The 15,474-nt window shown below is 61.9% G+C and carries 13 protein-coding genes; 8 read left to right on the forward strand and 5 right to left on the reverse strand.

Features of this window, described 5'->3' with window-relative positions; genetic code table 11:
* Position 1: 1 nt before the first annotated feature.
* A complete protein-coding gene (gor, locus tag AB8A27_RS07750) occupies positions 2-1,387 on the forward strand; it encodes a glutathione-disulfide reductase (protein WP_441241422.1) in 1,386 nt (461 codons plus the stop codon).
* On the opposite strand, the gene AB8A27_RS07755 is transcribed toward gor, so the two are convergent.
* On the reverse strand, positions 1,388-2,293 hold the full coding sequence (locus AB8A27_RS07755; protein ID WP_441241423.1) for an alpha/beta hydrolase family protein: 906 nt from the start codon (positions 2,291-2,293) through the stop codon (positions 1,388-1,390).
* Positions 2,294-2,469: 176 nt separating this feature from the next.
* Between AB8A27_RS07755 and AB8A27_RS07760 the strand changes: the two genes are divergently transcribed.
* Genes AB8A27_RS07760 through AB8A27_RS07770 form a run of 3 tightly spaced genes read left to right on the forward strand, consistent with a single transcriptional unit; the run spans position 2,470 to position 6,008 of the window.
* The gene (locus tag AB8A27_RS07760) at positions 2,470-3,858 is read left to right on the forward strand and encodes a class II 3-deoxy-7-phosphoheptulonate synthase (protein ID WP_441241424.1); all 1,389 of its coding nucleotides are present in this window, start codon (positions 2,470-2,472) and stop codon (positions 3,856-3,858) included.
* A gap of 1 nt (position 3,859) precedes the next feature.
* Positions 3,860-4,213, forward strand: coding sequence for a diacylglycerol kinase (locus AB8A27_RS07765; RefSeq protein ID WP_441241425.1), 354 nt, complete (start codon positions 3,860-3,862; stop codon positions 4,211-4,213).
* A 43-nt stretch (positions 4,214-4,256) separates the two neighbouring features.
* A complete protein-coding gene (locus AB8A27_RS07770) occupies positions 4,257-6,008 on the forward strand; it encodes an NAD+ synthase (protein ID WP_441241426.1) in 1,752 nt (583 codons plus the stop codon).
* A gap of 55 nt (positions 6,009-6,063) precedes the next feature.
* Here AB8A27_RS07770 and AB8A27_RS07775 read toward each other — a convergent pair whose 3' ends face one another.
* From AB8A27_RS07775 to AB8A27_RS07785, 3 genes are all read right to left on the reverse strand, one after another.
* Entirely contained in the window at positions 6,064-8,121 is a 2,058-nt protein-coding gene (locus AB8A27_RS07775) for a DUF1217 domain-containing protein (RefSeq protein WP_441241427.1), read from the reverse strand.
* Between the two features lie 108 nt (positions 8,122-8,229).
* Positions 8,230-9,417, reverse strand: coding sequence for a DUF2865 domain-containing protein (locus AB8A27_RS07780; RefSeq protein WP_441241428.1), 1,188 nt, complete (start codon positions 9,415-9,417; stop codon positions 8,230-8,232).
* A gap of 230 nt (positions 9,418-9,647) precedes the next feature.
* The gene (locus AB8A27_RS07785) at positions 9,648-9,953 is read right to left on the reverse strand and encodes a hypothetical protein (protein ID WP_441241429.1); all 306 of its coding nucleotides are present in this window, start codon (positions 9,951-9,953) and stop codon (positions 9,648-9,650) included.
* A 286-nt stretch (positions 9,954-10,239) separates the two neighbouring features.
* Between AB8A27_RS07785 and cysS the strand changes: the two genes are divergently transcribed.
* The 3 genes from cysS (at position 10,240) to AB8A27_RS07800 (ending at position 12,664) form a co-directional block, all read left to right on the forward strand.
* Entirely contained in the window at positions 10,240-11,634 is a 1,395-nt protein-coding gene (gene cysS / locus AB8A27_RS07790) for a cysteine--tRNA ligase (RefSeq protein ID WP_441241430.1), read from the forward strand.
* A 115-nt stretch (positions 11,635-11,749) separates the two neighbouring features.
* Entirely contained in the window at positions 11,750-12,244 is a 495-nt protein-coding gene (locus AB8A27_RS07795) for a GNAT family N-acetyltransferase (RefSeq protein WP_441244852.1), read from the forward strand.
* Positions 12,245-12,271: 27 nt separating this feature from the next.
* Positions 12,272-12,664, forward strand: coding sequence for a VOC family protein (locus tag AB8A27_RS07800; RefSeq protein ID WP_441241431.1), 393 nt, complete (start codon positions 12,272-12,274; stop codon positions 12,662-12,664).
* Between the two features lie 6 nt (positions 12,665-12,670).
* On the opposite strand, the gene AB8A27_RS07805 is transcribed toward AB8A27_RS07800, so the two are convergent.
* Positions 12,671-13,276, reverse strand: a complete 606-nt coding sequence (locus AB8A27_RS07805) for a TIGR00730 family Rossman fold protein (protein ID WP_092151626.1) — start codon at positions 13,274-13,276, stop codon at positions 12,671-12,673.
* Between the two features lie 209 nt (positions 13,277-13,485).
* On the opposite strand from AB8A27_RS07805, the gene AB8A27_RS07810 reads away from it, so the two are divergent.
* Positions 13,486-15,441: an ABCB family ABC transporter ATP-binding protein/permease gene (locus AB8A27_RS07810; protein ID WP_441241432.1), complete on the forward strand. Its 1,956-nt coding sequence runs from the start codon at positions 13,486-13,488 to the stop codon at positions 15,439-15,441.
* Positions 15,442-15,474 lie beyond the last annotated feature (33 nt).

Genomic DNA, 15,474 nt, shown 5'->3' on the forward strand with positions numbered 1-15,474 from the left:
CATGGCTGATATCGACGTCGATCTGTTTGTCATTGGTGGCGGTTCAGGCGGCGTGCGCGCCGCCCGTATCGCTGCCGGTTACGGCGCGAAGGTCATGGTGGCCGAGGAATATCGCTTCGGCGGCACCTGCGTGATCCGCGGCTGCGTACCGAAGAAGCTGATGGTCTATGCCTCGCACGTCCAGCGCGAGATCGACGATGCCGCCGGCTTTGGATGGACCATTCCGACGGCAACATTCGACTGGTCGACCTTCATCGCCAACAAGGACAAGGAGATCGCCCGGCTCGAAGGCATCTATCAGTCCAATGTGGAGAAGACCGGAGCCACCACGGTCAAGACCCGCGCGGTGTTCGAGGATCCGCACACGCTGCGGCTCGGCACCGGCGAGACGGTTCGCGCCAAGCATATCCTGATCGCCACGGGCGGCGCGCCTAATCATGGGCCTGCCATTCCCGGCATCGAGCATGTGATCTCCTCCAACGAGGTGTTTCATCTGCCCGAACTGCCGAGGCGCATCGTGATCCAGGGCGGCGGTTATATCGCGCTCGAATTCGCCTGCATCTTTGCAGGATTGGGCTCCGACGTGACGGTGGTCTATCGCGGTGACAACATCCTGCGTGGCTTCGATGAGGACGTGCGGGCGCATGTTCGCAGCGAGATGGAGAAGGATGGCATCACCATCCTCACCGGCTGCACGGTGACCAGGGTCGAGAAGCACCGGCACGAATTCACGACGCATCTGTCCAGCGGCGCAAGCATCGCGTCCGATCAGGTGTTGTTTGCGATCGGGCGCAATCCGAACACCGCCAATCTCGGCCTCGAGAAGGCGGGCGTTGCGCTCAAGCCCGCCCATGGCGGCATCATCGTCAATGAATTCTCGCAGACCAATGTGCCGCATATCTACGCGGTCGGTGACGTCACCAATCGCGTCAACCTCACTCCGGTGGCGATCCGCGAAGGCCACGCCTTTGCCGATACGGTGTTTGGCAAGAAAACAGTGAAGGTCGATCACAGCAATATCCCGACCGCGGTGTTCACCCAGCCGGAAGTTGGCACGGTCGGCATGACTGAGACGGAAGCCCGCGCCACCTTCAGCCACGTCGATATCTACAAGACGAATTTTCGGTCGATCAAATCGACCATTTCCGGCAGCGAAAGCCGCGTGCTGATGAAGCTGGTGGTCGATGGCGCGACCGATATCGTGGTCGGTTGCCACATCGTTGGACCGGAAGCGGCCGAACTCATCCAGGTGCTGGGCATTTGCGTGAAGCTGAAGGCCACCAAGGCTGACTTCGATGCCACGGTGGCCGTGCATCCGAGTGCGGCTGAGGAACTGGTGACGATGCGCACGCCGACCGCGCGCTACGTGCGCGAAGCCGCGGAATAGTCAGTCTTGCATCTGGATCCATTCGGCGGCACCGCGCCACAGCGTGTCGCGGTGTTCTGGCCGGAAGAATCCGAAGTGCCCGATCTTCTTCGAGCCGGCTTCGATAGGGCGGATGCTGTCGATTTCGGCCTTGATTGACGTGAAGCCCGCGCAGAGCATTTCGACGGCGGCGCGTGTGGCCCATGGATCGTCCGAAAAGCTCAAGGCCCGCATCTCGCCGCGATAGCGCGGAAAATTCACGAGGGCCCTGAGCTTGCTGTCGTCGAAGAAATAGCGGTCGCTGGTCACCCATTGGGCCCATTCCAGAAACACGTCGCGTGGCAGATCGTAGCCGAGCCCGATCCTGCCGGGCGCATAGCCGATGAAGCGCGCCAGCGGCGCGCCGACAAATTTCATGAGTGCGTAGATGCGGTAGCCCTCCGGCGGCGTCATCAGCCGCCAGGTGCCGGCCTGTGCCGCGATGAGTAGGGCGCGCGACACTTCGGAATTGTTGGGGATCAGGCCGAGCGCCTGACCGCCGAAGGAGTGACCGACAAAGGCAAGTGGCACCGTCTTGTAGCGCTCGCGCATCCAGTTCACCGCGGCGGTGACATCGAGCGCAGCCCAATCGGTCATGGATGCCTTGAAACCGACGAGCGCGTTCGAGCGGCCGGACAGGGGATCGGCCTTGGGCCGCGAATCCCCGGTACCGCGATAGTCATAGGTCAGTACGGCGCAGCCGCGGCTAGCGAGGTAGCTGGCGAAGCCCCTGTAGATCTTGCGGGGAACGGCGGTGGCCGAATTGATCAGGACCGCGTGGGTTCGGGCGCCACGGGGCAGGTACAGCGTCGCGCCCAACGAATAGCCGTCGGTCGCCTGGAAGGTAATGTCATCGGCAAAAGCGTCGTCCAGTGCAGCCTCCGACACCGCAATTTTCTCCCATGGTGTCCCACAAGACCCTTACCTCAGCCTAGCAAATGCGAATTCGGCTTTGGCTGCAAGGGCTTGGGGCGCAATGTGGATTTCGAACTGGCGATCCCCATCTGTGCTGTGTATAACGCGGCCTCCGCAGCCATAAAGCGCGGTTTTCAGGAGTGATTTTCATGTCCGAGCGGTGGACGCCCGATAGCTGGCGCGGCAAGCCCGTGCTGCAAATGCCGGAATACCCGGATCAGAAGGCCCTTGGCGATGTCGAGGCACAGCTTGCTACGTTTCCGCCGCTGGTTTTTGCGGGTGAGGCCCGCAATCTGAAGAAGCAGCTCGCCCGCGTGGCCAAGGGTGAGGCTTTCCTCCTGCAGGGCGGCGATTGCGCCGAGAGCTTTGCCGAACACGGCGCCAACAATATCCGCGATTTCTTCCGCGCCTTCCTGCAGATGTCGGTGGTGCTGACCTATGCCGGCGCGCTGCCGGTGGTGAAGGTTGGCCGTATCGCCGGCCAGTTCGCCAAGCCGCGATCGTCGCCGATGGAGAAGCTGGGCGGCGTCGAGCTGCCGAGCTATCGCGGCGACATCATCAATGACATCGCCTTCACGGCGGAATCCCGCGTGCCCGATCCGCAGCGCCAGCTGATGGCTTATCGCCAGTCGGCGGCGACGCTGAACCTGCTGCGCGCCTTCGCATCGGGCGGCTTCGCCAATCTCGGCAGCGTGCATCAGTGGATGCTCGGCTTCCTGAAGGATTCGCAGCAGTCGCGCCGTTACAAGGAACTGGCCGACCGCATCTCGGACGCGCTGAACTTCATGCGCGCCTGCGGCCTCAATCTGGAAAGCCATCCGGAGCTGCGCTCGACGGATTTCTACACCAGCCATGAAGCGCTGTTGCTCGGTTACGAGCAGGCCTTCACGCGCGTCGATTCCACGACGGGCGATTGGTACGCGACCTCCGGCCACATGATCTGGATCGGCGACCGTACGCGGCAGCTCGATCACGCCCACGTGGAATATTTCCGCGGCATCAAGAACCCGATCGGCCTGAAGTGCGGCCCGTCGCTGAAGCCGGACGAACTGCTGAAGTTGATCGACGTCCTCAATCCGGACAACGAGCCCGGCCGCCTGACGCTAATCAACCGCTTCGGCCACGAGAAGATCGGCGAGCATCTGCCGGGCTTCATCCGTGCGGTGCAGAAGGAAGGGCGCTCGGTGGTGTGGTCGTGCGATCCGATGCACGGCAACACGATCACGTCGAACTCAGGCTACAAGACCCGCCCGTTCGACCGCATCCTCTCCGAGGTGAAGTCGTTCTTCCAGATTCATGCGGCCGAAGGCACCCATGCCGGCGGCGTGCATCTGGAGATGACCGGCCAGAACGTCACCGAATGCACCGGCGGCGCCCGCGCGATCACCGACGAGGACCTCAATGACCGCTATCACACGGTCTGTGATCCGCGTCTGAACGCCGAGCAGTCCATCGACATGGCGTTTCTGATCGCCGAACTGCTGAAGACGTCCCGCGTCGACAGGGCGGAGCCGCTGCCGGTGGCATCGGGTCTCTGACTTGTCGCGCCTCTGGCGGGCCACCATCAACACCTGGAATGGCCTGACCTTCGCGACGCGATCGGAACAGGCCATTCGCGAGGAGCTGTTTGCGCTACTCCTCGCGGTGCCGCTGTCATTTCTTGTCGGTACCACTGCAGTGCGCCGGCTCGAGCTGGTGGCGGTGGTTCTGCTGTTGCTCACCGTCGAACTCCTCAACACCGCTATCGAGAAGCTCGCCGACCGGCTCACCACCGACCACGATCCGCAGATCGGGCGTGTGAAGGACATGGGCTCGGCGGCCGTCGGCGTCGCGCTGGTGATCGCCGGCATGACTTGGCTGTATGCGCTCGGTGAGCGCATAGGCATCTTCTAATCCCGCAGTTGCGTAGGGTGGGCCGGTAGGATTGGATGTTTCCATGACAGAATTGACTCGCTTCACCGTCACGCTCGCCCAGCTCAATCCCATTGTCGGTGACATCACCGGCAATGCCGCCAAGGCGCGCGCCGCGCGGGCGCAGGCCAAGGCCGACGGCGCGACGCTGATCGTGTTTCCTGAATTGTTCATCGCCGGCTACCCACCGGAAGATCTGGTGCTGAAACCGGCCTTTCAGGCGGCCTGCCGCGCGGCCGTCGAGGAGCTCGCCCGCGAGACCGCGGATGGCGGACCGGCCGTGCTGATCGGCTCGCCCTGGGTCGATGGCGGCAAGCTCTACAATGCCTGCGCGCTGCTCGACGCCGGTCGCATTGCGGCAATCCGCTACAAGGTCAATCTGCCGAATTACGGCGTGTTCGACGAGAAGCGCGTCTTTGCGCGCGGCTCGGTCTCGGGACCCGTTACCATCCGCGGCCTACGCGTCGGTGTGCCGATTTGCGAAGATACCTGGATGGAGGAGTCGGCCGATTACGAGGACGTGGTCGAGACGCTGACCGAGACCGGTGCTGAAATACTGATCGTTCCGAACGGTTCGCCCTATGCCCGCGGCAAGACGGATCTGCGCTTGTCGGTGCAGGTCGCCCGCGTCACCGAGAGCCATCTGCCGATGGTCTATCTCAATCAGGTCGGCGGCCAAGACGAACTGGTGTTCGACGGCGCGAGCTTTGTGCTCAATGCCGACCGCTCGCTCGGTGCGCAATTGCCGTCCTTCGCCGAGAGCATCACGACGCTGACCTTCGAGAAGATTGAGGGCCACTGGCGCTGCAAGGGGCCGATCGCACCAGTGCCGGAAGGCGACGAGGGTGATTATGCCGCCTGCGTGCTCGGCCTGCGCGATTACGTCAACAAGAACGGCTTCCCCGGCGTGCTGATGGGCATCTCCGGCGGTATCGACTCTGCGCTCTGCGCCGCGATTGCCGTGGATGCGCTTGGCGCCGACCGCGTGCGTGGGATCATGCTGCCATTCCGCTACACCGCGCAGGTGTCGCTCGACGATGCCGACAAGCTCGCGAAGGCGCTCGGCTTCCGCTACGAGATTCTGCCGATTGCCGACGCCGTGAACGGTTTCGAGAAGATTCTAGCTAACACGTTCAAGGGTCTCGAACGCGATATCACCGAAGAGAATCTTCAGGCGCGTACCCGCGGCACGCTGTTGATGGCGGTTTCCAACAAGACCGGCGCCATGGTTGTCACCACCGGCAACAAGTCGGAAATGTCGGTCGGTTATGCCACGCTGTATGGCGACATGAATGGCGGCTTCAATCCCATCAAGGATCTCTACAAGACCCAGGTGTTCCGCATCTCGACCCTGCGCAATTCTTGGAAACCCGAAGGCGCGCTCGGCCCCGATGGCGAGGTGATCCCGGTCAATATCATCGTGCGACCGCCGACCGCGGAACTGCGCGAGAACCAGACCGATCAGGACTCGCTACCTCCTTACGATATCCTCGACAGCATTCTTGAACGCCTCGTCGAGCGCGAGGAACCGCTGTCGGAGATCGTCGCGGCCGGCTTTGAGAAGGACGTCGTGACGCGCATCGATCGGCTGCTCAACATCGCCGAATACAAGCGCCGACAGGCGGCACCGGGCGTGAAAGTGACGCGGAAGAACTTTGGCAGGGATCGCCGCTATCCGATCACCAACAAGTTTCGCGATCTGGCCAATCCATTGCCGAAGCCGGACGAAGACCTTGTCACGCGGCCTGGCAAGGGCATCAGCGAAGCTTTTGAATGAGGTTGTAGGGCGAATGACGCCCTACAGCCTCGTCGCGTATCAGCGCGTGATCCCGTCACCGCGCCGTTTTGGCCACTGCCGCAAAGGTCGAGTCGCTCAGGCGGCCACCGCCCTGAAACAGGGTGACGAGGGGGGAAGATGCGGCGCTGGTGCTGTTCTTGATGTCATACAGCGCCGAGAAACGGTTCAGCAGTTTGGCCAGCTTGGCGGGATCGGCGAGGTCCTTCAGATTGAGGTGTTTCTCCACCACCTTGGCCTGCCGATCGATGTCCATCGCGCCGACCTCATCCGGCAGGCTGAAGATGGTGCGGAACACTTCCGACAGCGCCTTGTCTGCAAGCAGGTCATAGGCCGAGGTGATGCTCGGCGCCTTGCGCTCGAAGTAGAGGGCGAGCCGCACGCCGGGATTGCTTTCGCCCTGCTGCGTCTCCAGCGTCTGCTGCAGATATTTGTGTTGGGTTTCCATGAACTGGTCGCGGGTCTGCGGCCCGAATTTCGGTAGCCGCGCGATCTCGCCGTCGTCGGCGAAATTGAACGAGGCCACCAGCTCCGCGAAACGCGGATCCTTCTGCGTGTTGACGAAGCTCTTCGGGTCATTCAGGTCGGAATCGAACATCTTGCGCAGATCGGCGGTGGTCACCTTGGCGGGGTCGAGGTCCTTGGCGACGAGCGCGATGTCGATGAGCTTCCTGTCGGCAAGCAGATCCTTCACGCTCTCGATATTGGCGATGTTCTTCTGATAGTAGACCGCGTCCTTGTCGGCCGCCTTGCGCAGCTCGGCCTGTTCCTCGTCCTTCGTGAAGCGTGTCTTGGCGATGATGTAGTCCTTCATCACCTGGGTGACTTCAGCCGCGTCCTGCGCCACCACGGGCGTCGTGATATTGCCGCTGCTGTCGAAATTGAATGCCCGAGCGAGCTGCACGTATCGGTCGTCGTGCAGCTTGTTCACGTAACTCTTCGGATCGTCCGGATCACTCTTGAGCACGTTCTTGATGATTGTCGGCGAAACCTCTTCGGGATCGAGGCCAAATGATTTCAGAGCAAAATTATAGACGGTTGGCGTCTTGAGAAAGGCATCGACTGTGGTCACCTTGGCGAGGCCGGCGCGATACTGCTTGATCAGCGATGCCGCGTACTTTTCGTCCGCTGCGAGATAGGTCGCGCCCTGGCTGTTGATATATTTGGCATGGGTATCGCTTAGCTGCGCGGCTGTCTGGGCGGACGTTCCGGTGGGCAATGTGCCGTCGGACGAGAATTCGAAAGCGCCGGCAAGCGCCACATAGCTGTCGATGGTCTCGAGCGCATCCCTATAGCTGAGGATGCTGACCTCATTCATCGATCCGCGCGCGCGCTCCAGTTCGATCTTCTGGCGCAGATCGGCCATATCGGCGCCCGGCTGTTTCAATGCCGCCATGTATGTGTCGATCTTGCTGGCAGCATCGAGCATGGCTGCCTGGGCCTTGGCGATATTCGCATTGATGTCGCTCTTCTGCGACACCCAAACGGAATTGACATAGCTGTTCGGATCGGACGGATCGCTGCTCAGTACCTGGCTGATCGTGTCGTGGGACCAGCTATTCTTGTCGATGCCGAAGGCCGAGAAAACATAATCGCGCAGCTTGTCGTCGGCGAGCAGGCCATTGACGTTGGTGATCTTTCCGATCGTGAGATTGTAGTAGTTCTTGTTCGCGTCGATGGCATCAACCCCGCGCTGCGCTACGGCCGTGTACAGACCGATCATGTCGTCGGCCTGGTTCTCGGACTGGGCGGTGTTGCTGCTGCTGGTGGTGGTCCCGAAGGCGAAGGCCGCTGCGAAATCCCGGTAGCGTTTGTCGCTCAGCTTGTTGGCAAAACTATTGGCGTCAGAGAGATCGCTTTCCAGCACCTTGCGCAGGAAGGCCTTGGCATAGGCCATGTCCTCCAGACCATAGGCCGTCGTTGCATAAGTATAGAGCCGATAGTCATTCAGGAGATCATCGACGGTTTTCACCTTGCCGATGTTCTCTTTGTAATAGGTCGTATCCCGGGAGACGGTGGCTTGTTGCGATACCCGCGTCAGCGATTGGGTGAGATTGCGGGAAACGATATTATAGTTGAGATAAGTCGAGACCATCCGAACACCCTCACGGTTTCCCGTGAGCTTACTGTTCGGAGGTTGTCCGAAGCTGGTCGCAGGGGCCGTGCGCTCGTCGCCCTGCCTGGCTGGGCGACGTCATGGGGCCTACCGCGGCGCGTTGTTCGGCAGGAATTGCGGACCGACCGTGCGGATCTGGCCAGGCGTGGACGGCGTCGCCGGTTGCGCAGGGGCTGCAGCTGCAGGCGTTTCCGGTGCTGCGCCCTTCTTCAATGCGGCGGGTGTGCCCTTGGTCTGCGGCTGCGACATCCGCTTGGCGCGTTCCTCGGTGACGATGATGTCGCCATTCTCCGCTGCCGATTTGTCGTCGACATTCTTCAACGCTTCGGACCAGGTCTGGCCCTGCGCCTTGCATGAGCACGACGGGTTGAATTCGGTGCGATACTTGAAAGCGTTCGGCGAGGACGAATAGGGCTGCCCCGAAACCGAGACGGCCGAGTTCATGTCCTCGCCGGGATTGCGATAGGTGAACAGGTTGGCGTCGGAGGCCGGGCAGAGATTCTTGCAGGTCCGCTCGTCATCGCCGAAGCGCGCCGGGATCGTCGCGAACGAGATCGGGAAATAGAAGCCGTCGCAGGTGCGCACACAGACGGTGCGATAGGTGCCCGATGGCACAGGGCTCATGTTGCCGTCCATCGGCGGCGCGCCGGGGCTTGGCTCGTTGTTGCCGAACAGGTTGCTCAGGAAACCGCCGGGGCCTGAATTCTGCGGCGCGGCGCGCTGCGCAGCGGCGGCGTATTGCGGGCCGCAATTGTTCTGCGCGAGAGCCAGGAGCACCGAACGACGCTGGGTATCACGGTCCGAACTGCCGGGCGTGCCGACGCGCAGACGTTCGAGATTGCTGGTGATCTGATCCAGATTACCGCGCATCTGCTGGATCTGATTGTTGACCGGGCCGCATTGCTGCGACTGGCCATTGAACAGCGAGAAGAAGCCGGAACTGTCGCAGCCCATCCGCTTGGCCTGCGCCGAGACGCGGTCGAGCTCGCTCTGCTGCTTGGACGCGGCGTCCTCATAGCGGCGAAGCTGCTCGGCGCGCGCGGGATCGAGGCCGTTGCCGCGATCGATGGTCGCAAGCTGCGCTTCGAGGCGTCCGCACATCGGATTGGCAGAGCCCTGCTGCTGCGCCTGGCTGGGCGGATAGACCTGCTGCGCGGGATAGCCCGGGGGCGGTCCGTTCTGCGCCGATGCAGGAGTGCCCAGCGACAGCGCACCAACCAGTGCGGCACCAACGAAAGCCCAGCGAGAAAGGGAAGCAGTCACAGTGTCAGACATATCCGGCCAATGCGCGAGTCAGAAGCGAGCGAGACAGAAACAAGCGGGGCGGTGCGGCATCGCGCGTCGATACCGCCGCCAACCTCTCGCCGACGTTGCCAGACGCCCGCGATGAAAATGCGGCGGCGAACGCCGCTTTCCATAGCTGCTTCTCGCGGCAGGGTCACGTCGTTTCCGGGGCCTCACTGTGGCTGCAAGCGAGACGCAAGAAAGTCGCAAGCCGGGGGATGTCAGCGCTGGCAGGTAATTGCGACGAATTCATCGCATTTGCCGTGATGGCAGGCGCTGCCCGACGTCGGGACCGAGCCGGTCACTTCATCGGGATCGACGCGGCGATAGGCCACGGCATGGTCGAAGGCGCGCGATTTGCAATAGGAGGCTGCGGCATGCGCGCCGCACTTTTCGCCGCGGGCGAGGCACTGGTCGATGCCGTAGCCGTCAGCCTGGTTTGCGATGATGAAGACGCGGGAATCGGCAAAGGCCGAGGAAGCGGCCAGAACAAATGCCGCCGTCAGAACGACTGAAATGGATTTCATAACTCACCAGATGAATGAGGAAATTCGCCCTCATCCGATACGCCCCAAGGATTAATAATCATTAACCATGGGCGGCGTAGCGACGGATTGAGGCCGAAATCAGCCCTTTACGGCATGGTTCCACACTCTTGACGGGCCACCTGGGGTTGCCCCATGGTGCCCCGATGAACGGTTCTCTCGCCATTTGTGGCATTTGCCGCGAGATTAAGAGCTAGCGATTCGCTGGCTGAGGCCGTCTTTTCTCACACGAGATAATCGGACGCCCGGCCGCTAGGGACGGACATCCATGGAACTGCGCCTTTACGACACTCTGACCCGCGAGAAGCGCGTCTTTACGCCGATCGATGCCGACAACGTCCGGATGTATGTCTGCGGGCCGACGGTCTACGACTTCGCCCATATCGGCAATGCACGCCCGGTGATCGTGTTCGACGTGCTGTACCGGCTGCTCCGGCACATCTACGGCGCCGACAAGGTCACCTATGTCCGCAACATCACCGACCTCGATGACAAGATCAACGACCGCGCGCTGCGCGACTTTCCCGGGCTGCCGCTGAACGAGGCGATCCGCCGCGTCACCGAGACCACGTTCAATCAGTTCGAGACCGACGTTCATGCGCTGGGCAGCCTGCCGCCGACCTATCAGCCACGCGCGACGGACTTCGTGTTGCCGCGCCCCGACGGCAAGACCGACATGGTGACCCTGATCAGGGAATTGATCGCGCGTGGCCACGCCTATGAGGCTGCGGGCGAGGTGTTGTTCGACACCCAGTCGATGGCGGATTACGGCGCGCTGTCGCGGCGCAATCTCGAGGACCAGCAGGCCGGTGCGCGCGTCGCCGTCGATGCGCACAAGAAACATCCGACCGACTTCGTGCTGTGGAAGCAATCATCTGCGGATGAACCCGGCTGGGAAAGCCCGTGGGGCAGAGGCCGTCCGGGCTGGCATATCGAATGCTCGGCGATGGCGGAGGCCTATCTTGGCACCACTTTCGATATTCACGGCGGTGGTCTCGACCTGATCTTCCCGCATCATGAAAACGAAATCGCCCAGTCGCGCTGCGCGCACGGTACGCATGCCATGGCGAATTACTGGATGCATAACGGCTTCCTGCAGGTTGAAGGCGAGAAGATGTCGAAGAGCCTCGGCAACTTCCTCACCATCCGGGACTTGCTGAATGACTGGCCGGGCGAAGTGTTGCGCCTGAACATGCTGAAGACACACTATCGCTCACCAATCGACTGGACTGTGAAGGGTTTGGAAGAGAGTGCCAAGACGCTCGATGACTGGTACTCGGTCGCAGCGGATGCAACAGGTGGCGATGTCTCCGACAAGGTGATGGAGCCGCTGTTCGACGATTTGAATACGTCGCTGGCCGTTGCGGCGCTGCATGGTCTTCGCAACAGTGCTGCAGCAGGCGATGACGGCGATCGCAGCCAGTTTGCAGCATCGCTGCGTGCGCTCGGTTTCCTGTCGGAAACGGCTGCTGCATGGAATGGGCGCAAACAACAGGCCAGCGGGATCGATGCAGCAAAGGTCGACGGCTTGATTGCGGATCGTACAGCCGCGCGGGCCCGCAAGGACTTCAGGGAGTCCGATCGTATCCGCGACGAACTTGCCGCCATGGGCGTCGTCATCAAGGACTCGAAGGAAGGCACCACCTGGGAGATCGCGCGATGAGCCGACCCGACACACCGTTTCCAAAGCACTGGAAATATTACATCGCGCTGAAATGGGCGCTGATCGTCGGCGCGATCGCGCTGGCGCTGAAGCTGGTGGATTTCTGGTGAGCGCGATGGGTGAGGCGAAACCGGCACTACGGCCATTCCTGCCGGATGACACCGCGATTGCGGCTGCGATCTTCGTGGCCAGCATCGCGGAACTGACCGGCGACGATTACAGCGAAGCGCAGCAGGAAGCCTGGGCGAGCAAGGCCGATGACGAGGTGGCCTTCGGCAAGCGGCTGGCATCGCAACTCACGCTGATTGCGACGCTGGACGGCGTGCCGGTCGGCTTTGCGTCTCTGAAGGGGGCCAACCACATCGACCTGCTTTACGTGCATCCGAATGCCGCGCTGCGGGGCGTCGCAGCGCTGCTGATCGATGCGATCGAGAAGCTCGCTGGTGCACGCGGCGCCAAGCTACTGACCGTGGATGCCAGCGACACCGCTGAGCCCTTCTTCAAAAAGCGTGGGTATATCCCGACACAGCGCAACAGCGTGCCTGTCAATGATGAGTGGCTTGCCAACACCACGATGCAGAAGACGCTGGGCGAACCCGGGGCCGCCTAGATCGAAGAAGGCGGGGGAGGAAGACTGATGATCGATCACGTCTCCATCGCGGTCAGCAATCTCGAACGTGCAGTGCCCTTCTACGAGCGCAGTTTCGCGCCGCTTGGCATGACTCGACTGGTAACACGTCCCGCGATGGTCGGGTTCGGCAAGACCTATCCGGAAGTCTGGCTGAATCTGCGTGCGGGAATGGCGCCGCTATCACCTGATAGTGGTGTGCATCTTTGCCTGCGCGCGAGGACGACGGATGAAGTGGATGCGTTTTATGCGGCAGCCATGGCCGCTGGCGGCGTGCCGGAAAGCACGCCGTCGCTTCGGCCGCATGATCGCGTACGCTACTACGCGACTTTCATCGCCGATGCCGATGGCAATCGCATCGAAGTGGTGACGTTCCCGAAGGACGACGTCACCACTTTGTAAAGGGCCTCAGAGCCGCGTCGCGACGTCCGGAGCCAGCTTCTTGGCTTCGTCGGAGGCCAGCGCTGCGGCGGTGCGGAGCCGGGGGAGGATGTCTTCGGCACGGTCGGCCGTCAGCACGTCCAGCGGCAGTGTCGGCCGGATGAAGGCGGTCGAGCGCATATGCTTGAGCAGCTCGAGCAGCGGCTCCCAGAAGTTATCGATATTGGCCATCAGGATCGGCTTCGAGTGCCGGCCGAGCTGCTGCCAGGTGAGCTGTTCGACCAGCTCTTCCAACGTGCCGATGCCGCCGGGCAGGGCGACGAAGGCGTCCGACCGCTCGAACATCAGCCGTTTGCGCTCATGCATGTCGTGGGTGACGATCAGTTCCTGGGCGGCGGTCAGCGCGTTTTCGCGCTTGGTCAGGAATTCCGGGATGATGCCGGTGACCCGTCCGCCATTGTCCAGCACGGACTTGGCTACCGCGCCCATCAGGCCGATGGAGCCGCCGCCATAGACCAGACCGATACCTTGCTCGGCCATGATCTTGCCGAGTGTGACGGCTGATTCGACGAAACTGGGATTGGTACCGGGGCCGGAGCCGCAATAGACGCAGATCGTTTTAATTGTGCTCATCAAATCCATGTGGCACTGCGGGATAACACCGTCAAGACACGGAATGAACGCGATACGGGAAAATCCTGCCCGGGACACCTCTCCACAGGGAAAAGAATGCTCCACACGGGTGCGACGTTCCGGCAAAGCGCCTATATGCATTCTAATGAAATTGACCCTCATTTTAGGGCGGCCCCGGGCCGCCGTTTCGTTCCTTCCAGGCGCCGTGCATGTCTGATTCCGATCCCGCGCTGAACGACGAGACAACTCCCAATCCGGCCCCAATCGAACGCGGCACGCTGTTCGGAACGCTTGCGCATCTGTGGCCCTATATCTGGCCAAGCGATCGCGACGACCTGAAGATGCGCGTCGTCTGGTCGATGCTGCTGCTGCTGGTCGCGAAGGCGGCTACGCTGACGGTGCCGTTCACGTTCAAATGGGCGATCGACGCGCTCACCGGCGCCGATACGGCTCCCGTCCAGTCCTCGAACTGGACGCTATGGCTGATCGCATCGCCGGTCGCCATGACCGTCAGCTACGGCGCGGTTCGCGTGCTGATGGCGATCTTCACGCAATGGCGCGACGGCATCTTTGCCAAAGTGGCGATGCATGCGGTGCGCAAGCTGGCCTATCTGACTTTCGTCCACATGCACGAACTGTCGCTGCGTTTTCATCTGGAGCGCAAGACCGGCGGCCTGACGCGCGTGCTCGAACGCGGCCGCGCAGGCATCGAAGTCATTGTTCGGATGGTCATCCTGCAACTGGTGCCGACCATCATCGAACTGTTGCTGGTGATGGGCGTGCTGCTCTGGCAGTTCGACTGGCGCTATGTGCTGGTCGTAGCGATCACCGTGGTCGTCTACATGTACTATACGTATCTGGCGACCGAGTGGCGCATTGCTATCCGCCGCAACATGAACGAGTCCGATACCGAGGCGAATACCAAGGCAATCGACTCGCTGTTGAACTATGAGACGGTCAAATATTTCAGCGCCGAAACGCGCGAAGCCCAGCGCTATGACAGGACCGTCGAGCGTTTCGAACGCGCCAGCGTCAAGACCTATACGTCGCTGGCTGTGCTCAATACCGGGCAGGCGATCATCTTCACGCTCGGTCTGACATCGACGATGCTGATGTGCGCAGTCGGCGTGCGCAACGGCACCCACACGGTGGGCGATTTCGTCATGATCAACGCCATGATGATCCAGCTCTACCAGCCGCTGAATTTCATGGGCATGGTCTATCGCGAGATCAAGCAGGCGATCATCGATATCGAGAAGATGTTCGGTGTCCTGAACCGCAATCCGGAAGTAAAGGATATCCCGGGAGCAAAGCCGCTGCTCGTGACATCGGGCGCGGTGCGCTTCGACGATGTGCGTTTCGCCTATGACCCGGAGCGGCCGATCCTGAAGGGGCTCAGCTTCGAGGTGCCGGCCGGCAAGACCGTTGCCATCGTCGGCCCGTCGGGCGCCGGCAAGTCGACGATCTCGCGACTGCTGTTCCGGCTGTATGATGTGTCCGGTGGCACGATCTCTGTCGATGGCCAGAACATCCGCGAGGTCACGCAGGCCTCGTTGCGCCGGTCCATCGGCATGGTCCCGCAAGACACCGTGCTGTTCAACGACACCATCCGCTACAACATCCGCTACGGCCGCTGGGACGCAACGGACGAAGAGGTCGAGGAAGCTGCCCGCATGGCGCAGATCGACCCGTTCATCCGGATGTCGCCGAAGGGCTACGAGACCGAAGTGGGGGAGCGCGGTCTGAAACTCTCCGGTGGCGAGAAGCAGCGCGTGGCCATTGCGCGAACCGTGCTGAAGGGCCCGCCGATCTTGCTGCTCGACGAAGCGACGTCGGCGCTCGATAGCCATACCGAGCAGGAGATCCAGGACGCGCTAGAGAAGGTCTCGCGAGGCCGCACCTCGCTGGTGATCGCGCATCGGCTATCCACCATCGTCGGTGCCGACGAGATCATCGTGCTCGACCAGGGCCGGATCGCCGAGCGCGGCACCCATGGCCAGTTGCTGACTGCCGGCGGTCTCTATGCCAGCATGTGGAACCGGCAGCGCGAGGCCCAGGAGGCCCGCGAGCGGCTCGCCCAGATCGATGACGATGCCGTCGCCCCCAATCGGACCCCGCCGCCGGTCGACGACGACCGGCTGATGACGCCTGACGCGGCGGAATAATCTCTGCTAAAGCAGGGCCAGATTCTGCCCGAA

The sequence above is a fragment of the Tardiphaga sp. 768_D3_N2_1 genome (assembly GCF_052076105.1).
Taxonomy (GTDB): domain Bacteria; phylum Pseudomonadota; class Alphaproteobacteria; order Rhizobiales; family Xanthobacteraceae; genus Tardiphaga.